General features: G+C 68.9%; 22 protein-coding genes and 1 pseudogene. 10 read left to right on the forward strand and 13 right to left on the reverse strand.

Annotation, left to right across the window (positions count from 1 at the left end):
* Window positions 1–290: 290 nt before the first annotated feature.
* From ubiG to Y590_RS03625, 3 genes are all read left to right on the forward strand, one after another.
* A complete protein-coding gene (gene ubiG / locus Y590_RS03615) occupies window positions 291–1,037 on the forward strand; it encodes a bifunctional 2-polyprenyl-6-hydroxyphenol methylase/3-demethylubiquinol 3-O-methyltransferase UbiG (protein WP_201026763.1) in 747 nt (248 codons plus the stop codon).
* A gap of 58 nt (window positions 1,038–1,095) precedes the next feature.
* The gene (locus tag Y590_RS03620) at window positions 1,096–1,668 is read left to right on the forward strand and encodes a YbhB/YbcL family Raf kinase inhibitor-like protein (protein WP_060768686.1); all 573 of its coding nucleotides are present in this window, start codon (window positions 1,096–1,098) and stop codon (window positions 1,666–1,668) included.
* 115 nt (window positions 1,669–1,783) lie between these two features.
* Window positions 1,784–2,764 carry an NADPH:quinone oxidoreductase family protein gene (locus Y590_RS03625; RefSeq protein ID WP_060768687.1) on the forward strand — a complete coding sequence of 327 codons (981 nt, stop codon included), beginning with the start codon at window positions 1,784–1,786 and terminating at the stop codon, window positions 2,762–2,764.
* A gap of 213 nt (window positions 2,765–2,977) precedes the next feature.
* Here Y590_RS03625 and ruvC read toward each other — a convergent pair whose 3' ends face one another.
* A complete protein-coding gene (ruvC, locus tag Y590_RS03630) occupies window positions 2,978–3,547 on the reverse strand; it encodes a crossover junction endodeoxyribonuclease RuvC (protein ID WP_060772137.1) in 570 nt (189 codons plus the stop codon).
* Between the two features lie 87 nt (window positions 3,548–3,634).
* The gene (locus tag Y590_RS03635; RefSeq protein ID WP_060768688.1) at window positions 3,635–4,276 is read right to left on the reverse strand and encodes a YceI family protein; all 642 of its coding nucleotides are present in this window, start codon (window positions 4,274–4,276) and stop codon (window positions 3,635–3,637) included.
* 86 nt (window positions 4,277–4,362) lie between these two features.
* Here Y590_RS03635 and ruvA point away from each other — a divergent pair, with 86 nt between their 5' ends.
* Window positions 4,363–4,989: a Holliday junction branch migration protein RuvA gene (gene ruvA / locus Y590_RS03640; protein WP_060768689.1), complete on the forward strand. Its 627-nt coding sequence runs from the start codon at window positions 4,363–4,365 to the stop codon at window positions 4,987–4,989.
* A 16-nt stretch (window positions 4,990–5,005) separates the two neighbouring features.
* Here the strand turns inward: ruvA and Y590_RS03645 are convergent, their stop codons facing one another.
* The gene (locus Y590_RS03645; RefSeq protein WP_060768690.1) at window positions 5,006–5,302 is read right to left on the reverse strand and encodes a DUF3572 domain-containing protein; all 297 of its coding nucleotides are present in this window, start codon (window positions 5,300–5,302) and stop codon (window positions 5,006–5,008) included.
* A 77-nt stretch (window positions 5,303–5,379) separates the two neighbouring features.
* Here Y590_RS03645 and Y590_RS03650 point away from each other — a divergent pair, with 77 nt between their 5' ends.
* Both Y590_RS03650 and Y590_RS03655 read left to right on the forward strand, forming a co-directional pair.
* Window positions 5,380–5,760 (forward strand): response regulator, encoded by a 381-nt coding sequence (locus tag Y590_RS03650; RefSeq protein WP_003599942.1) that lies wholly within the window; start codon window positions 5,380–5,382, stop codon window positions 5,758–5,760.
* A gap of 55 nt (window positions 5,761–5,815) precedes the next feature.
* Complete coding sequence (locus Y590_RS03655; RefSeq protein WP_060768691.1) at window positions 5,816–7,189, forward strand: PleD family two-component system response regulator; 1,374 nt, start codon at window positions 5,816–5,818, stop codon at window positions 7,187–7,189.
* A 16-nt stretch (window positions 7,190–7,205) separates the two neighbouring features.
* Here the strand turns inward: Y590_RS03655 and Y590_RS03660 are convergent, their stop codons facing one another.
* Window positions 7,206–7,679, reverse strand: coding sequence for an Rrf2 family transcriptional regulator (locus tag Y590_RS03660; RefSeq protein ID WP_060768692.1), 474 nt, complete (start codon window positions 7,677–7,679; stop codon window positions 7,206–7,208).
* 94 nt (window positions 7,680–7,773) lie between these two features.
* Between Y590_RS03660 and hmpA the strand changes: the two genes are divergently transcribed.
* Entirely contained in the window at window positions 7,774–9,018 is a 1,245-nt protein-coding gene (gene hmpA / locus Y590_RS03665) for an NO-inducible flavohemoprotein (RefSeq protein ID WP_060768693.1), read from the forward strand.
* Between the two features lie 27 nt (window positions 9,019–9,045).
* Here the strand turns inward: hmpA and Y590_RS26945 are convergent, their stop codons facing one another.
* From Y590_RS26945 to Y590_RS03685, 6 genes are all read right to left on the reverse strand, one after another.
* A complete protein-coding gene (locus Y590_RS26945) occupies window positions 9,046–9,210 on the reverse strand; it encodes a hypothetical protein (protein WP_193763268.1) in 165 nt (54 codons plus the stop codon).
* A 138-nt stretch (window positions 9,211–9,348) separates the two neighbouring features.
* A complete protein-coding gene (locus Y590_RS03670) occupies window positions 9,349–9,675 on the reverse strand; it encodes a hypothetical protein (RefSeq protein WP_060772138.1) in 327 nt (108 codons plus the stop codon).
* A complete protein-coding gene (locus tag Y590_RS03675; RefSeq protein ID WP_060768694.1) occupies window positions 9,665–10,057 on the reverse strand; it encodes a hypothetical protein in 393 nt (130 codons plus the stop codon). The genes Y590_RS03670 and Y590_RS03675 overlap by 11 nt, the downstream gene beginning before the upstream one ends.
* Window positions 10,058–10,148: 91 nt before the next feature.
* A complete protein-coding gene (cysK, locus tag Y590_RS03680) occupies window positions 10,149–11,129 on the reverse strand; it encodes a cysteine synthase A (protein WP_060768695.1) in 981 nt (326 codons plus the stop codon).
* Window positions 11,130–11,485: 356 nt separating this feature from the next.
* Entirely contained in the window at window positions 11,486–11,662 is a 177-nt protein-coding gene (locus Y590_RS26950) for a hypothetical protein (protein WP_012252670.1), read from the reverse strand.
* Window positions 11,663–11,840: 178 nt separating this feature from the next.
* A complete protein-coding gene (locus tag Y590_RS03685) occupies window positions 11,841–12,344 on the reverse strand; it encodes an META domain-containing protein (RefSeq protein ID WP_060768696.1) in 504 nt (167 codons plus the stop codon).
* Between the two features lie 444 nt (window positions 12,345–12,788).
* Between Y590_RS03685 and Y590_RS03690 the strand changes: the two genes are divergently transcribed.
* Complete coding sequence (locus Y590_RS03690; RefSeq protein WP_060768697.1) at window positions 12,789–13,067, forward strand: helix-turn-helix domain-containing protein; 279 nt, start codon at window positions 12,789–12,791, stop codon at window positions 13,065–13,067.
* Window positions 13,068–13,076: 9 nt separating this feature from the next.
* Here Y590_RS03690 and Y590_RS03695 read toward each other — a convergent pair whose 3' ends face one another.
* Window positions 13,077–14,318, reverse strand: a complete 1,242-nt coding sequence (locus Y590_RS03695; RefSeq protein ID WP_060768698.1) for an NAD(P)/FAD-dependent oxidoreductase — start codon at window positions 14,316–14,318, stop codon at window positions 13,077–13,079.
* Complete coding sequence (locus tag Y590_RS03700) at window positions 14,315–15,304, reverse strand: LysR family transcriptional regulator (protein WP_060768699.1); 990 nt, start codon at window positions 15,302–15,304, stop codon at window positions 14,315–14,317. The genes Y590_RS03695 and Y590_RS03700 overlap by 4 nt, the downstream gene beginning before the upstream one ends.
* 206 nt (window positions 15,305–15,510) lie before the next feature.
* Here Y590_RS03700 and Y590_RS03705 point away from each other — a divergent pair, with 206 nt between their 5' ends.
* Together Y590_RS03705 and Y590_RS03710 are read left to right on the forward strand one after the other, a co-directional pair.
* Window positions 15,511–16,557: a class 1 fructose-bisphosphatase gene (locus Y590_RS03705; protein WP_060768700.1), complete on the forward strand. Its 1,047-nt coding sequence runs from the start codon at window positions 15,511–15,513 to the stop codon at window positions 16,555–16,557.
* A gap of 29 nt (window positions 16,558–16,586) precedes the next feature.
* The gene (locus tag Y590_RS03710; RefSeq protein WP_060768701.1) at window positions 16,587–17,447 is read left to right on the forward strand and encodes a phosphoribulokinase; all 861 of its coding nucleotides are present in this window, start codon (window positions 16,587–16,589) and stop codon (window positions 17,445–17,447) included.
* Window positions 17,448–17,518: 71 nt separating this feature from the next.
* On the opposite strand, the pseudogene Y590_RS03715 reads toward Y590_RS03710, so the two are convergent.
* Window positions 17,519–18,414: pseudogene (locus Y590_RS03715) on the reverse strand (hypothetical protein).
* Window positions 18,415–18,578 lie beyond the last annotated feature (164 nt).

Here is an 18,578-nt window from a genome sequence, read left to right on the forward strand (position 1 = left end):
AAAACAACACGGCGCGGCTGTACCGGGGATGCGACCGGCGGGTACAAGGGCCCCCCGGCCGTGTCAATCGGACGGCAGGACCAGGGCCATCGCTCGCAGAGTGCCGGCCCTTCATTCCGGGCGCGAAGAGCGCCCCGCGGAGCGGGTTCGAGGACCGGAACGGTCGCTCGAACACAGAAGCGGAGCGAGAGCCGAGGCCGCAGAGGCGGCCGCGGGCGCTTGAGGCCAACCGGAAAACAGCGCAACCGCGTTCAAGCGATTGCGCTGCCATAGGTTCAAACGATGCGAAAGTGAGCCGGATGACGGGGACCTCGATCGACCGGGACGAAGTGGCGCGTTTCGACGCCCTGGCGGCGCGCTGGTGGGACGAGCGCGGGCCGATGGCCGTCCTGCACAAGTTCAATCCCGTCCGCGTCGGCTACATCCGCGACGAGGCCTGCCGCCTCTTCGACCGCGACCCGGCGGCGCCCTTTCCCCTCGAAGGGCTCAGCGTCATCGATATCGGCTGTGGCGGCGGCGTGCTGTCCGAGCCGCTGGCCCGGCTCGGTGCGAGCGTGACCGGGCTCGACCCGGCGACCGGCAACGTCGCGGCGGCCCGCGCCCATGCGGAAGCGGAAGGCCTCACCATCGACTACCGCGACGAGACCATCGAGGCGGTGGCCGCCCGCGGCGAACGCTTCGACATCGTGCTCGCCATGGAAGTGGTCGAGCACGTCTCCGACCGCGCGGGCTTTCTGCGCGCGTGCTGCACGACCGTGAAGCCCGGCGGCCTGCTGTTTGCCGCCACCATCAACCGGACGATGCGCTCCTTCGCGCTCGCCATCGTCGGTGCCGAGTATGTGCTGCGCTGGCTGCCGCGGGGCACCCACGATTGGGAGAAGTTCGTGACGCCGCGGGAGCTGTCCGCCGACATCACGGCGGGCGGCCTCACCGTCACCGACACGACCGGCGTGGTCTACAATCCGCTCAACGATTCCTGGCGCGCGAGCCGCGACACGGGGGTGAACTACATGATCGCGGCGCACCGCCCCGCCTGAACGAAGCGGGCGGGTGTTCGTTGAGGGATCTCCCGGGCGGAACGGAGATCCTCGAACCATGCTCGAAAAGCTGCCGCATGCCGTCGGTCAGGCTCTCTCCGGCCTCAGGGCCGGCGCGGAGAAGGCCGCCTTCCACACGGTGGCGGCCGAGGCCCCCGCCACGCTCCGCGTGACGAGCGCGGCCTTCGCCGACACCACCCCGATCCCCGCCCGCTACACTGCGGACGGCGAAGGGCTCTCGCCGCCGCTCGCCGTCGCCGGCGTGCCGGACGGGACCGCGGCGCTCGTCCTGTTCGTGGAGGATCCGGACGCGCCCTCCCCCCACCCCTTCGTCCACCTCATCGCCTGGAACCTGCACGCTGAGGACCGGAGCTTCGTCGAAGGCGACTTCGCGAGCCCGGCCGGTGACGGCGCCCGGCATGATCTGGGCCGCAACTCCTTCCAGAAGGATGGGTGGCTGCCGCCGGACCCGCCGACCGGTCACGGGCCGCACCACTACCTGTTCCAGGTCTTCGCGCTGGCCCGCCCCGCGACCCTGCCCGGCTCGCCGGGCCGCGGCGCCCTGCTCGACGCGCTTCGAGACAACGTGATCGCCAAGGGTCTGCTGACAGGAACCTACGAGCGGGCGTGAGCATCTTGCGCTCACCGCGAACGAGCGGGCATGACCGTCGTCGAACGCGGCACCGCTCCCGCTCGTCGGGGGCGATGATGCGGGACGACCGGCGATGTGAGGGAGACGGCACGGAATGAAGGCCCTGGTGTGCAGCCGGCTCGGTGGGCCGGAGGATCTCGCCATCGAGAACCTGCCCGATCCGGTGGCGGGCCCCGGCGAGGCGCTGGTGCGGGTGCGGGTCGCGGCGCTGAACTTCTTCGATACGCTCATCATCGCCGGCCGCTATCAGGTGAAGCCCGAACTGCCGTTCTCCCCCGGCGGCGAGGCCTGCGGCGTGATCGAGGCTTTGGGCCCTGGCGCAGAGGGCTTCTCCGTCGGCGACCGGGTGATGGTCCATCTCAGCCACGGCACCGCCCGCGAGCGGATCGCGGTTCCGGTCAAGCGCCTCGCGCGGGTGCCGGATGCCGTGTCCGACGCCGTCGCCGCCGGGCTCTCGATCACCTACGGCACCACGCTCCACGCGCTCCGGGATCGCGCCGGCATCCGGCCGGGCGAAACGCTCGTCGTCCTCGGCGCCTCGGGCGGCGTCGGGCTCGCGGCGGTCGAACTCGGAAAGCTGCTCGGGGCGCGCGTCATCGCCTGCGCCTCCTCGCCTGAAAAGCTCGAGACCGCCCGCGCCCACGGCGCCGACGACCTCGTCGACTACAAGGCGAACAACCTGCGCGAGGAATTGCGGCGCCTCGCGGGCGAGCGCGGAATCGACGTGGTCTACGACGCGGTCGGCGGTGATCTGGCCGAGCCGGCCATGCGCGCGCTGGGCTGGAAGGGGCGCTTCCTCGTGATCGGTTTCGCCGCAGGCGAGATTCCGAAGTTCCCCCTCAACGTCATCATGCTCAAGGGCATCGACGTCCAGGGCGTGCATTGGGGTGCCTTCGTCGAGCGCGAGCCGGAGGCGCATGCGGCCAACCAAGCCCGGCTGCTCGCCTGGGCAGCGGAGGGCAAACTCACCGTGAAGGTGCACGGCGTCTATCCGCTCGACGCCTACGCGGAGGCGCTCGGGGTGCTCGTCCGCCGCGAGGCAGTCGGCAAGGTGTTGCTCGACCTCAAAGGCTAGAGGCAAGCTCGGCCAGGAGCATTCGGGGCAGGCCCGCTCGGTGTTTGATCCCTCGGTGGGGTGGTACGGTGGACCACCACACCGGCGGTCCGGCGGTTCAATTCCCAAACTGTCCGGAAGCCGGCCGATGGCCGTCTTTTTCCGCGTTCGGGAGGGCCGCCCCCGTCACGCAGACCCGTCGGCGATGAACCGCGGTATCGCGGCCGATCGATCCTACCGGTCGAGCCGTGCCAGCGCCGCGGCGATCCGCGCCGCGCCCGGTCCGCCGCCCGCGGCCACGGGGTGGCGGCGGTCGAGGGCGATCGCGCCGCGGTGGCTGGCATGGGTGATGGCGATCGCCAGCGCGTCCGCTGCGTCGGCGAGCTTGAACTCCGCCTTCGGCAGTAGGAACTTCACCATCGCCTGGATCTGCACCTTCTCCGCATGGCCGTTCCCGGCCACGGTCTTCTTCACGAGGTTGGCGGCGTATTCCGCCACCGGCAGCCCGGCCAGCGCCGGCACCAGCAGCGCCACGGCGCGGGCATGGCCGAGCTTGAGCGTCGCCTGCGCGTCCTTGTTGACGAAGGTCTCCTCCACCGAGACCTCGTCGGGCGTGTAGGTCGTCACGATGCGGGTCAGACCTTCGTGCAGTTCGCGCAGGCGCAACGCCAGCGGCAGGTCGCCGTCCGAGGTGACGACGCCGCAGGCGAGGTAGGACAGCTTGCTGCCGCGCGCCATGATCAGGCCCCAGCCGGTGCGGCGCAGGCCGGGATCGATGCCGAGGATGCGGACGTCCGTGGTCATGGCCTCGGCCTCCTTCAGAGCATCGATCCGGTACGGCACATATCGTGAACGAAGCGTTGCCGCAAACCCGCGGCCCGCTTCCGCGGCTTACTGAAGCTTGAACTCACCCTCCAACCGGAGGGACACCTCGTCGCCCAGCAGCGGCAGGAAGGCGTTCACGCCGAACTCGGAGCGCTTGATCACCGTCCAGCCGTCGAAGCCGACCGAATAGATCTTATCGACCGGGTTGACGCCCGCCTGGTTGAAGGTGGCGTCGAACGAGACCGGCTTCGAGACGCCGCGCAGGGTCAGGGTGCCGTTGACGCGCGCCGTCGTCGGGCTCGTCGGCTCGACCGACGTGCTGACGAAAGTCGCCTCGGGAAACGTCCCGACGTCGAGGAAGTCCGGCTGCTTGAGGTGCGCGTTGAGCTTGTCGTTGAGCCCGTTGGCGCTGCCGGTGCCGATCTTGACGGAGAGACTGCTCTTGGCCGGCGCGGCGGGATCGAGAACGAGGTCGCCCGACACCTCCGTGAACTGGCCGTAATAGGTCGAGAAGCCGAGATGGTTGATCGACCACGTGATCTTCCCATGCGCCGGATCGAGCCGGTAGCGCCCGGCCTTCACCTGCCCCGGATCCTTGGTCAGGGCGGGTGCCGTTCCCTTGGCGGCCTCCTGCGCCTGGGAACCGCCGGGCGCGGCGAATGCGAAACCCGCCAGCAGGAGGGCGGCGAGGGCGAGCGTGCGCTTCATGCGGTCACCTTGTCGGTTGTGCCGCCACGACGGATATGGCCTTAGGCCAAGCGCGGCAACGGACCCTTCGAGGATCGACGGTTCACATGATCGGCAAGCTCAAGGGAATCGTCGATTCCTACGGAGAGGATTTCGTCATCCTCGACGTGAACGGCGTCGGCTACGTCGTCCACTGCTCTGCTCGCACTCTGCAGCGCCTGCCGAAGCCCGGCGAGGCGACGGATCTGGCCATCGAGACGCATGTGCGTGAGGACATGATCCGCCTCTACGGTTTCCGCGTCGATGCCGAGCGGGAGTGGTTCCGCCTGCTCCAGACCGTGCAGGGGGTCGGCACCCGCGTGGCGCTCGGCGTGCTCTCGGTGCTGGAGCCGGCACAGCTCGCCACCGCCATCGCCACCGGCGACAAGGGTGCCGTCGCCCGCGCCCCCGGTGTCGGCCCGCGGCTGGCGGCCCGTCTCGTCGCCGAGCTGAAGGACAAGGCGCCCGCCTTCAGTCCCATTGATCCGGCGCTCATCGCCCTGACCGGCGCCGTCGAGGACAGGACCGCGCCGCAACCGGTCGCGGACGCGATCTCGGCCCTGGTCAACCTCGGCTATGCCCAGATTCAGGCCTCGGCCGCCATCGCCGCCGCCCTGAAGGGCCTCGGGGAGGAGGCCGGGACGGTAGAGGCCAAGACCCTGATCCGGCTCGGGCTGCGGGAACTGGCCCGATAGGATAGACCGAACCGCCTCAACCGCCCTCGTCGAAAGGCGGCGGCTGCAGGCGCTGCCAAGCGGAGGCGATCCGCTCCGGCTTCACCTCCAGCGCCTCGGCGCAGGCGAGGAGCGACGGTTCGTCGCTCATGACGTGGTCGAGCACGGCGCCGAGAAAGCCGGGATCGTGCAGGCTCTCGCGCAGCGTTCCGGGCTCCAGGCCGCTCGCGGCGATGAACCGGAACAGCCGGTCCTCGTCGGCGGCGAGCCATCCGAGCACCTCGACCGCGAGACGCTCGCTCGGGCCATCACTATGATCAAGTTTGCGTTTCATCAACGAGTAGCAGTTTAAGAGAGTAAGAGGGCCGGGCCACGGGTTGGAACGCCATCGCGACCGCGCCGGAGCAGGTCATGAAGAAAACCGTTCTCATCGTTGAAGACAACGAGCTGAACATGAAGCTCTTCAACGATCTTCTGGAGGCGCATGGCTACGCGACCCTCAAAACCGCCAACGGTATCGAGGCGATTGAACTCGCGCGCGCGCACCACCCAGACTTGATCCTCATGGATATCCAGCTTCCCGAAGTCTCGGGCCTGGAGGTGACAAAATGGCTCAAGGACGATGACGACCTACGTAACATTCCCGTGATCGCCATCACCGCTTTTGCAATGAAGGGCGACGAGGAACGCATTCGTGAAGGCGGATGCGAGGCATATTTGTCCAAACCGATCTCGGTTGCGAAGTTTTTGGCAACGGTCCGTCGGTACATTGGCGATGACGGCGCTCCCTGAGACCTCTTCGGACTGAATGCCGTCGCGGTCCTGAAGGCCGCGCCTCGGAGGAACGATGTCCGCTCGCGTCCTGATCGTGGATGATCTCTACCCCAACGTCCGGCTGCTCGAGACGAAACTGTCTCTCGAGTATTTCGACGTGGTCGTGGCGATGAATGGGCCAGACGCCCTGGCCATTTGCGAGAAGGGCGAATGCGACGTCGTTCTCCTCGACGTGATGATGCCGGGCATGGACGGCTTCGAGGTCTGCCGCCGGCTCAAGGCCAATCCCGCCACCGCCCATCTGCCGGTGGTAATCGTCACCGCCCTCGATCAGCCCGCCGACCGGCTGCGGGGCCTGGATGCGGGCGCCGACGACTTCTTGACCAAGCCTATCGACGACACCGCGCTGATGACGCGGGTGCGCAGCCTCGTACGGCTGAAGGCGGTGACGGACGAGTTGCGCTCGCGCGCCCTGGAGACGCGCGAGATCGGCGGCCCCGACCCCCTGGTTCTCGCCGCGGCCGATACCGGCGAGGGTGCGCGCATTCTCCTCGTGGAGGACCGGGCGAGCGCCATCGACCGCATCGGCACGGCGCTCTCCGAACACCATCAGGTCACCGTGGAGACCGACCCGCACCGCGCCCTGGTGCGGGCGCCCGAGGGAGGCTTCGATCTCGCCCTGGTGAGCCTCGATCTCGAAGGCTTCGACGGGCTGCGCCTGTGCGGCCAGCTCCGCTCGCTGGAGCGGACCCGCAGCATGGCGCTGATCATGGTCGGCGAGATGCACGAGAAAACGCGCATCACCCGCGGCCTCGAATTCGGCGTCAACGACTACCTGCTGCGCCCGGTCGACCGCAACGAGCTGATCGCGCGGGTGCGCACGCAGGTGCGGCGGCGGCGCTTCTCCGAGACGCTGCGCGGGGCGCTCCAGGCCTCGATGGAACTCGCGATCACCGACGACCTGACCGGCCTGCACAACCGGCGCTACCTCGACCGCCATCTCGGGCCGGTCTTCGGTGAGGCGGCCTTGCATCAGAAGGGCCTCGCCTGCCTGCTCCTCGACATCGACCGCTTCAAGCTGATCAACGACACCTACGGCCACGAGGCCGGCGACGAGGTGCTGCGCGCCTTCGCCGAGCGCATCCGCCAGTATGTGCGGCCGATGGATATCCTCGCCCGCTACGGCGGCGAGGAGATCGTGATGGTGGTGCCCGGCGCCGAACTGCCGGATGCCCGCGCCATCGCCGAGCGCATCCGCGAACGGATCGAGGCGACCCCCTTCGCCATCGAGGGCGGGACGCGCGACATCGGCGTGACCGTCTCGGTCGGCGTCTCCGTGCGACGTGCGAGCGATACGGGGCCGGCCGACCTGCTCAAGCGCGCCGACACCGCGCTTTACCGCGCCAAGTCCTTCGGCCGGAACCGGGTCGAAGCGGCGGCCGCGTAGGGGATCCCGGCCAACCTCACTCGGGAGCCGGCACCTCCGCCGGGACGGTGGTGGATGGGGACAGGCCGAGCAGCCGCGCGATCTCGTCGCCCTCCGCGCCGCCCAAGAGGTCGGCGAGGGTGTAGCGGTCGAGAACCGCCATGAAGGCTGCCAGCGCCTCACCGAGTGCCCGCCGCAGGCGGCAGGGCGCGGTGATGGCGCAAGACCCTGAGGAAAAGCACTCGACCAGGGCGAGATCGTCCTCCGTCTGGCGGACGACGGCACCGATGACGATTTCCTTCGGTGGCTTGGCGAGGCGCAGGCCCCCGCCCCGCCCCCGAATCGTCTGAATCAGCCCGAGCCGGCCGAGTTGATGCACCACCTTGGTGAGGTGGCTTTCCGAGATCCCATAGGCGCGCGCGATCTCGGCGATCGAACTCTGCTTCGGCTCGCGCAGGCCGACATAGATCAGGGTCCGCAGGGCGTAGTCGGTGTAGCGGGTCAGGCGCATGGCGGGTCCGAGCGACCTATAAGGTACATTTCATTTGCATCTTTTCGAGAGCTGCGACAAAAGATTCATGTCGAATGAATCTTTGGATCCGACAATGCCCGCACCGCTCTCGCCCCAAACCGTCGCCACCGTCAAAGCCACGGTTCCGGCTCTCGAAACGCACGGGCTCGCCATCACCCGGCGCATGTACGAGCGCCTGTTCGAGAACGCGGAGATCCGCGACCTCTTCAACCAGTCGCACCACGGCGAAACCGGCTCGCAACCCAAGGCCCTCGCCCTCGCCGTTCTGGCCTATGCCCGCAACATCGACAACCTCGGCGTGTTGACGAGCGCGGTAGAGCGCATCGCCCAGAAGCATGTCGCGCTCAACATCCTGCCGGAGCATTATCCGCACGTCGCCGACGCCCTGCTCGCGGCGATCCGTGATGTGCTCGGCGAGGCGGCCACCCCTGAGATTCTCACCGCCTGGGGCGAGGCGTACTGGTTCCTGGCGGAGCTGCTGATCGGCCGGGAGGCGACGATCTACCGGGATCAGGCGACCAAGGCCGGTGGATGGAATGGCTGGCGCGACTTCGTGGTCGAGAGCGTCACCCCGGAAAGCGAGACGATCCACTCGTTCGTGCTGGTCCCGACTGACGGCGGCGCCGTGCTGCGCCACGAGCCGGGGCAGTATCTCGGCTTCCGCGTCGACCTGCCGGGCCGAGGCGTGCTGAAGCGGAACTACTCGATCTCCTGCGCACCGAACGATCGCGCCTACCGCATCACCGTCAAGCGCGAGGCTGCAACGGCGCATCCGGCCGGACTCGTCTCGAACTGGCTGCACGCGGACGCGAAGGCCGGAACCGTGCTGAAGGTCGCCGCACCCGCCGGCGACTTCTTCCTCGACCGGGAGAGCGCCGAACCGGTGGTTCTGGTCAGCGGCGGCGTCGGCCTGACGCCGATGGTCAGCATGCTGGAGAGCATCGCCGCGGAGACGCCCGAACGCCCGGCCTGGTTCGTCCACGGTGCCCTGAACGGGCGGGTCCACGCGATGCGCGCGCATGTGCGCGGCCTCGTCGCGAACCGAGCGACCCTGTCGGCCCACATCGTCTACGCGGAGCCGGAGCCGCAGGACCGGCCCGGCGAAGATTTCGACCGCGAGGGGCTGATCACCGCCGAGTGGCTCGTTTCGAACACGCCCTCGGAGCGTGCGACCTACTACCTGTGCGGACCCAAGCCCTTCCTGGCCGCCCTGGCCAACGGGCTGACCCGCGCCGGCGTCCCGGCGGAGCGGGTCCGGTTCGAGTTCTTCGGCCCCGCCGACGAGTTGTTGGACGAGGCGCCCCGGCAGGCTGCCTGAGCCGGCAAGGCCACGCCGGAGGCGCGGTCAACCCGCCCCCGGATCGGTCTCGTCGCCCTGTGCCGGCACACCGGGCTTGCCGTCGGTCTTCTCGTTGGGATCCTTGACCGCGTCGGGGGCGCTGTTGGCGGGCTTGTGCCCGTCCCGGTGCTCCCGATCCGTCTCGCGGTCGTCGCCGTTCTGCTTGTCCATCGTCGTGTTCCCTTTGGAGCATCGTCCCGCAAGGCGGTTGCCGGCTTTCGGAAAAAGATGATGCAAAGACAGGAACCCAGAGCATCGTCCTGGATCTGAGATCCAGGACAATGCTCTGGGAATCGGGGCCGGGGCGGCTCAGGCGTGCTTGGCCCGGTCGGGCTCGCCCGCGACGGGCTCCCCCTCACGCGGGCCGGTCGAGGCCTTGCGGTCGGAATGGCCACCGGACGAACCGCCGATCGCGGGCGGCGTGCGTCCGGCCGCGGCCCCTTCCGCGCTTTCGCCCCATTCACCGTGCCGCTCGGCATCGGAGCGCCCGCCGCCCCCCTGCCCGGTGATCGCCGCCTGCTCGGAGGTCTGGTGGCCGCCGCCCGCCGGATGGGGGCCGGGCGAGCCGACCGCCTCGTCGGGCTTGCGGGTGCCGGTGTTGCTCAGGTCTTCGTCGGGCCGGTTCTCATTTCCCATCACGGCCTCCCCCATCATGCTCGCCAAGATGCTTGCCATGACGCGGCGGCTCTTCCTGGCCGACGGCAGCGGTGGCGCGCTCGATCGCCTCCTGCGCCGTCGCGTCGGGCTCGGAACGGGGAGACGGATCGGAGATCCGGCGCAGATTCTCCGCCGGGGTCTCGGCCTCGGTCTGGTCCACCGCGTCCTGGCCCTGGCGCTCCGTGCCGGAGGCGATGCGCGCGGTCTCGGCCGTCCCGTCGGGATTGCTCTTCAGGTCCGCCTGGGTCCGCGAGGGGACGCCCATATCGAGGGGCGAATCGGTGCCGAAATCCTGGCCGTTGCGATCCGCATAGGCGTCGAACGCCCTCAGCGACGGCCGGTCGGGGGAAGTCTCCGTCATTCTTCGTCCTCCTGATCTGACCGGGACAACAATCCGGGACCGGAGGAGTTGCGGTGCGGGTCCGTCGCAGACCCGCACCGCGCGACGCGTGTTAGCCGATGCCTTCGAAGAGCACTGAGGAGATGTAGCGCTCGGCGAACGAGCAGGCGATGGTGACGATGCGCTTGCCCTGGAACTCGGGGCGGCCCGCCAGTTCCAGCGCCGCCGCGACGTTGCCGCCGGTCGAGATGCCGCCGGGAATGCCCTCGAACTTGGCGAGGTCGCGGGCGGTGTCGATCGCCTGCTGGTTCGACACCTTGAGCACGCCGTCGAGGATGTCGGTGTGCAGGTTGTCGGGGATGAAGCCTGCGCCGATACCCTGGATCTTGTGCGGGCCGGGCTGGCCGCCGGAGATCACGGGGCTGTCCACCGGCTCCACCGCGAACACCTTGAGGCCGGGCAGACGCGGCTTGAGCACCTCGCCGACGCCGGTCACCGTGCCGCCGGTGCCGACACCCGCCACGAAGGCGTCGAGCTGGCCCTGCGTGTCGTTCCAGATCTCTTCCGCCGTCGTCTTGCGGTGGATCTCCGGGTTGGCCGGGTTCGAGAATTGCTGCGGCATCACCGCGCCATCGATCTCGCGCAGCAGCTCCTCGGCGCGAGCGATCGCGCCCTTCATGCCCTGCGCGCCCGGCGTCAGTTCGAGCTGCGCGCCGAGGAAGGCGAGCATCTTGCGCCGCTCCACCGACATCGTCTCCGGCATGACCAGGATCAGGCGGTAGCCGCGGGCGGCGGCGACGAAGGCCAGCGCGATGCCGGTATTGCCCGAGGTCGGCTCGACCAGCGTGCCGCCGGGCTTGAGCCGGCCGGAGGCTTCCAGCGCGTCGATCATGTTGACGCCGATGCGGTCCTTCACGCTCGAGATCGGGTTGAAGAATTCGAGCTTGAGCAGGATTTCGGCATCGACGCCCCGCTCCTTGGTGAGCCGGTTGAGGCGCACGAGCGGGGTGTTGCCGATGGTCTCGGTGATCGAGCCGTAGACGCGGCCGTGTCCGGGCTTGCGCACGGTGTCCGGAGTCGAGGTGTCTGTCATCGTCTGTCCGCTCCCTGAGCGCTCCCGCGCCGCAACGGCCACCGGCCCGGTGCAGGAGCGCGCGCCAACACGAAAGGCTTTCACATCGGCCCGAAGGAAGACGACCGCCAGGGGGACAAAGCCGATGCGAAACCAGAAACTTAGCGCTCCCGCCGAAGCGTGGTCCGCTGCGGCGACGCGTAGCCGATTTCGCAAGCTCCGTCGAGCTTCACGCCGGGCGGATACCAGTCTTTACACGGACTGCGCACGGCTGAGCTTTAGCGGAGAATTTTATTTTCCTTTTTCGCCGCCGGACGACAGTATTGTCATCCTGATCACTCCGAATCGATGCACCTGTTACGGTCCGAGATCGCGGGTCAGGCGACGAGGAAGCGGGTGGCGAGGATCAGGATGCCGATTCCCGAACTGGTGGCGAGGGCGGCCAGGGTCGCCGCACCCTCGTGATGGGCGCGGACGAAGTCGTAACGCGCCGCGTGGGAGGCCGCCGGCCGCACCTTCGGGACGACGCGCTGGTGAACCCGGCCGATCCGCATTCCGTCTCTCCGCCTGAGCGGCCGCGCGGAGCGCGACCGGGGAGAGCGAGGAAGCGGCGTGGGAGACTGACGGAGGATGAATCCGGGCGCCCGTCCGCGAATCGTCGTCAACGGGGACTTAAAACGATCGTGCGCCGGCGCATCCGAGGAACCGGCGCGCTGTTCGAGAATGGGGCGCCTACAGGGCCCGATCAAACCGCAGCTCGCCGTTCTGGCTGCGGATCACGAGTTGCGAACCGTCGAGGTCCCACTTGCCCGCCGTGCGCAGGGCGACGAGGAAGGCCTGCTCGGTGGCCGCCAGCGCCTTGTCGCAGGTCTTCTTGGTGAGCGCCAAGGGACCGACGGCGAGGTGCTGTTCGCGCAGGGGGAAGGCGGTGGCGGTGAAGGTGTTGCAGCCGCCATAGCCGCGGGCGCGGTACTGCGCGTCGATGATGAAGCTCGGGCGGTCGGCACCGGTGAACGGCTTGCCGTTCATGCTGACGGCGGTCCACATCGAGCCGAGAGGGAACATCTTCTCCGTCGGCTTCGCGCCGGGGACGTATTGCGGCTTCTTATCGGGCTGCTTGCCCGCGCCGAAACCGGACGGATTGCCGCCCATGCCCATTTGCGCCGCAGCCGGCACGGCCGCGAGCGCGCCCGCGGCAACCGCGCAGGCCAGCGCGGCGGTCAGCATCCTGTTCATCGTTCAGCCCCCTGTCTGCTCGACTGCTTCACCCCGGAGCCCCACTTGGCCAGCAGCTCGGCTCTTCGCCCGATGATTGGGCCGAGCCGGCGCTTGCTCCGTATCCTTCGGGCCGCGCTCCCTCTCGGCAGCCGGTCCTGGGCGCTAGGGGGAATCGGCACAGATTCAAGCACAATTATGGTCAAGACCGGCCCGAGACCCGGTTCAGCGCCGATCCCGTCCGTTTCGATGCGCCGCGAGCCTTGTGCGGCAGGAATCCTCGCCCGACGAGTCTTCGGGGCAGGCGAAACGCCGTTTCTCACAAGCTTCGCCGAAACGAACCGGCCCGTCGGACCGTTGAACCATCCCGTGCCCCGTGGCGTGGGGTGGTATCTGCCAAGGATCGAGGAGAGCGGTTTGACGGGATCGGATGAAGGTGTGTCGAGCGGAGCCTTGCCCAATACGATGAATGCGGCCCAGTGCCGGGGTGCCCGCGGCCTGCTCGGTTGGTCCGAGGCGGATCTCGCCCGCCGCTCGGGGCTGGACGAAGGCTTCATCAAGGGGTTCGAGGCCGGCACGGGCGATCCCGCTTCGGGCCAGGTCGAGGCTCTGCGCAGCGCCCTCATGCAGGGCGGCGTCGTCTTCACCAACGGCGCGACGCCGGGCGTGCGGCTGTCCGAGCAGCAGCGGGGCGGCGACGAGGGCACGCGGCTCGATCAGCTCACCACCGAGAACGATCGCTGAGGCAGAGCCTCAACCCGTCGCCAGGGCCTTGAGGTCGAAGCCCGGATCGGCAGCCTGCTCCGGCGTCAGCGCCTTGCCCGCGGCCAGCAGGCGGCGGGCCGCCATATGGTCGGCGGGCCGATCCACCGATTCGACGGCGCTGAGCGCATCATCGCGGAAGCGGAACACCGAGAAGCCGGCGCCGGCACGGCGCAGGACGCTCGCGTCAGTCGGTGCGGCGAGCCCGGCGATCTGGAGCTTGCGCGGCCCCTGATCGCTCCAGAACCACGGCACCGCGTCGTAGGCCGCGGGCCGCCCGGTGAGCCGCGCGGCGAGACAGCGGCCCTGATCGACCGCGTTCTGCACCGATTCGATCCGCACCCGGTCGCCACCGGGCATTCCGGAGGCGAAACGGCTGGGGAAGCGCACGCAATCGCCGATCGCCGAGATCGCCGGATCGCTCGTTGCCAGGAAGGCATCGATCTCGATGCCGTCGCGCACGGCGAGCCCGGCCTCCGCCGCGAGTTCCTGGTTCGGCACCACGCCGATGCCGACAAGCACGAGGTCGGCGGGCAGGCTTTTCCCGTCGGCGGTGCGGACGGCCGCAACCCGTCCCCCCTCCCCCTCGATGGCAGTGACGCCCGCCCCGAACAGGAACGTGACGCCGGCCTCCTCGTGGAAGCTGCGGAACGCCGCTGAGGTCTCGGGCGAGACCGCCCGCGCCATGACGCGCTCGGCCGCCTCGATCACCGTGACGGAGAGACCGCGGGCGGCGCAGACCGCCGCGAATTCGAGGCCGATGAAGCCTGCACCCACCACGACGATCCGGTGGATGCCCCCGATCGCCGCACGAAGCGCATCGGCATCGTCGAGGGAGCGAAGCTGGTGCACGCCTGCGAGATCGGCCCCCGGCACCGGCAGCGCCCGGTTGCGGGTGCCCGTCGCCAGGATGAGATGGTCGTAAGACAGATCCTCGCCGTCCGAGAGCCGGACGCTGCGCCCGGCGCGGTCGATCGCCGTCACCCGTATCCCGGGCCGGTGCTCGATGCGGTGCTCGGCGAAAAAGCTCTCCTGCCGCAGCAGCAGGCCGCGGTCATCGGTCTTGCCGGCGAGATAAGCCTTCGACAGCGGCGGGCGCTGATAGGGGAGCGCGGCCTCCTCACCGACCAAGCTCAGGCTGCCGGAAAACCCCGCCTCCCGCAGCGAGGCGGCGGCCTGGAAGCCGGCCTGCCCCGCCCCGGCGATGACGATCGTCTCCATCGGCACACTCACTCGCCCGCCTCGGCCGGGCTGCGGACCGCCTTGAGCGGCGGCGCGGCAGCCGGCTCCTCCGGGAAGAAATCGCCGGGAATGCTCGGCAGGAAGCGGCGCCCCTCCTGCGCGAGATAGTCCCAGAACGCATCGGAGGCCGGACCGAGCACCTTGTCGGCGCGGCGCACGACGTACCAGTCGCGCCGGATCGGCAGGCCCTCCACGTCGAGGAGGACGAGGCGCCCGCTCGCCACCTCCGCCGCCACCGAGTGACCGGACAGGAGCGCGATGCCGAGGCCCGCCATCACCGCCTGCTTCAGCGTCTCGTTCGAGCCGGAATCGATCCCGAGCTTGGCCCGGCGGATCATCACGCCGTTCATGAATTCCTCGAAGACCGAGCGGGTGCCCGAGCCCTCCTCGCGGACGAGGAAGGATTCCTCGGCCAGATCCGCCCGCGTCAGGCCGCGCCGCCCCGCCATCGGGTGGTCGGGCGCGGCGATCAGCACCAGGGGATGGGGGCCGAACGTCTCCGCCTCGATGGCGAAGTCCCGCGGCGGGCGGCCCATGATCGCGAAATCGATGTCGTAGTTGCGCAGCGCCTCGATCGTGTCCTGGCGGTTGCCGACGGTGAGCGAAATCTCGACCTTCGGATGGCTCTCCATGAAGCCGGCGATGACGAGCGGCGCGAAATACTTCGCCGTGGAAACGACCCCGAGGCCGACCCGGCCGCCGCCGCCGCCCTTCAGGGTGCGCAGGCGGTCGGTGCAGGTTTCCAGCACGGTGTTGATGCTGTTGATCGCCCACAGCATCTCGCGGCCCGCATCGGTCGGTTTGAGGCCGGTCGGCGTGCGGTCGAACAGGAGAAGGCCCGCCTCCTCCTCGAGCTGGCGGATGCGTGCGTAGAGCGCGGCGGAGGTGACGTTGAGCTCCTGCGCGGCCCGCGTCATGGTGCCGAGCCGTGCGACCGCGGCGACCGCCTGAAGCTGCTTGAGCGAGAGATTGCGCATGCCCCGGTTTTAGTTTTTTTGCGGGGCACCACAAGTTTTTTTAGAAATCTTTCGACAGCCGTCTCGTGCCGTCTGGCGCTGCCGCCTCGCCACAGCGTATCATGGCGTGAGATGGACCTGCACGCCTTCGCGCGCGCATGGCCGACAAGAACGCCGCGCAGGACCTTATGTTAAGCGCGGCTTCGACGGGAGCGAGCCTCAGAACGATGACGAAGCCCTACGGGTCATCCCTCGACGATCATCTCGACGCCGAAGTCGCGCGGGATCCCTCGCTGGCCGACACCGCCGCCACGATCCGGGCGCTGGCCGCCGCCGCGATCGACGTGAGCGAGACCGTGGGACGTGGGTCGCTGGCCGGCGATCTCGCCGCCCAGGGCGAACACAACAGCGACGGCGACGTGCAGAAGGCGCTCGACGTGATCGCCCACAAGCGGTTCATGCAGGCCCTCGAAGAGGCTCCCGTGGCGCAGGTCGCCTCGGAGGAAGCCGAGGACGTGGTGACGCTGAAGGCCGATGCGCCGCTGGCCGTCGCGATCGACCCGCTCGACGGCTCGTCCAATATCGGCGTCGGCATGGTGGTCGGCACCATCTTCGGCATCCGCCCGGTGACGCAGGGCGAGGATCCCAATGCCTCGTTCCTGACCCCCGGCACCACACAGACCGCCGCCGGCTTCGTCGTCTACGGCCCGGCCACGACCTTCGTGGTCACGCTCGGCAACGGCACCCGCATCTTCACCCTCGACCGGACGGACAAGGTCTTCCGCCTCACCCACGACGCGATGAAGATCGTGCCCTCCGCCAACGAGTACGCGATCAACGCCTCGAACGTCCGCCACTGGGACGGGCCGGTGAAGTCGTTCATCGAGGATTGCCTGCGCGGCACGGAAGGCCCGCGCGACCGCGACTTCAACATGCGCTGGACCGCCGCCCTGGTGGCGGATGCGCAGCGCGTCCTGATCCGTGGCGGCGTGTTCCTGTATCCGGGTGACAACCGGAAGGGCTACGCGCAGGGCCGCCTGCGCCTCTTGTACGAGACCGCCCCCATCGCCTTCCTGATCGAACAGGCGGGCGGCGCCGCCACCGACGGCCAGGGCCGCATCCTCGACCGGGTGGCCACCAAGATCCACGAGCGCTCGCCCCTGGTGTTCGGCTCCACCGAGGAGGTCGAGTGCGTGGCCAAGTACTATGACGGCCGCCAGCCCAGTGCCGGCCGCTCCCCCCTGTTCGGCCAGCGCGGCCTGATGCGCAGCTAGAGCGTCAGCGTCCTCACATCAGCAAGCCCATGTCGGCGCGTCATCCCATCATCTCGGTCACCGGCTCCTCGGGCGCCGGGACCACCTCGGTCCGCAACACCTTCGAGCAGATCTTCCGTCGGGAGGATGTCAGCGCCGTCTACATCGAGGGCGACGGCTTCCACGCGCACGACCGCGACACCATGCGGGCGATGATGGCGCGCGAGCCGACGCTGAGCCATTTCGCGCCCCGCGCCAACCTCCTGCCCGAGCTGGAGGAGGTGTTCCGGAGCTACAGCGAATCCGGCACCGGCCGCACCCGGCACTACGCCCACGACGAGGCGGATTCCGCGCGCTACGGCGTGCCCATCGGCGCCTTCACGCCCTGGGAGCCGTTCCAGCCCGGCTCGGACCTGCTGTTCTACGAGGGCCTGCACGGCTGCGTGGTCGATCAGAACGTCGATCTCGCCCGCTATCCCGACCTCAAGATCGGGGTGGTGCCGGTCATCAACCTCGAATGGATTCAGAAGCTGCACCGGGACCGCTCGACCCGCGGCTACTCGACCGAGGCCGTCACCGACGTGATCCTGCGCCGGATGCCGGACTACGTGCAGACCATCTGCCCGCAATTTTCGTGGACGGACATCAACTTCCAGCGGGTGCCGACGGTGGACACCTCGAACCCCTTCATCGCCCGCTGGATTCCGACCGCCGACGAATCGATGGTGGTCATCCGCTTCAAGGATCCGAAGGGGATCGATTTCTCGTATCTCGTCTCGATGATCCACGACAGTTTCATGAGCCGGGCCAACTCCATCGTCATCCCCGGGGGCAAGCTCGATCTGGCGATGCAGCTCATCCTCACACCGATCATCATGCAACTCGTGGAGCGGCGGCGGCGGCTGGCGTGAGCCTCGTCCGTCACCCTCGGAGCGCCGACCGCTCGCGATGACGGCGAGGATCGGGCCGCGTCGCACGCCCCTCAGGCGCTTCCGGCATCCGACATCTCGACGGAGGCCGCCGCCTCCTCTCTGTCGAGAAACGCCGCGACAACTTCAGAGAATTCCGGGGTGCGCAGGTAGCCGTAGGATTTGTGGTGGTTCACGCTGCCGCGCGGGCGCCGATAGGTATTGAGGACGGGACGATCGATCACGCCCACGCCCGCCAGGTTCGGGGCATAGGCCTCGGCCAGCGTCGTGCCGACGGTCGCCACGTCCTCGCGTCGCCGAGGTTGCTCCAGCGGGCCACGGCGTAGGGCACGCGCAAGGCCCCGTGCTCCTCGGCGAGGCGATGCTTGATCTCGGCCAAGCCCAGGGGCGCGCCCAGGGTGACGAAGTGGTCGATCCGCGGACAGCGCCCGTCGCGTTCGAGCTGCCGCAGCACGTCGTAGGCGATGAGCGAGCCCATGGAATGGGCTGCGAGCAGCAGCGGCCGGCCGGCATGACCCACCAGCGCCGCCCGCAGGCGGTCGCGCGCGGCCTCGCGGAAGGCGGCGTCCTCGTAGTAGCCCCATAGGTCGTCGAGCCGGTGCTCGATGATGAAATCGTCGAGGACGAGGCGTCCGGTCTTCTCCTGCGCCCATTCGACGATGCGGTAGAGCCGGTCGGTCAGGGTCGGGACGCAGACGCCGTCGGCGCTCGGAAACGGTCCCCTCCCCCGCGCGGGGTAGTAGGGCTCCCGGTTGCTGTCCTCGGAGAGCGGCACGTCGTAGCGCAGGTCGGCCCAGTAGACGAAATCGAAGGAGAGGTTCCGGGGATCCGCGCCGAGGTTGCGCCGGAGACCCTCGCGGATCGCTTCGGCCCACCACGCCTGCTTCTCTTCCTTAGGCGGCTTGTTGGCGAGGCCGTGGATACCGAGGATGAGCGGGCGGTCCTGCATCGGTCGAGAAGGGAAGCCCTGCGCATCATCGATTGCCGGCTCAACGCCGACCCCGCAGGGCATATAGCGCACGGACCTCGACGTTCCGCGCGACAAATCGGCAGATTGGTTCGGCGGCCGGACATCGCCTCGCCGCCACCGGAGAGACGCGCCGTCGGAACGGC

Source organism: Methylobacterium sp. AMS5 (genome assembly GCF_001542815.1).
Classification (GTDB): domain Bacteria; phylum Pseudomonadota; class Alphaproteobacteria; order Rhizobiales; family Beijerinckiaceae; genus Methylobacterium.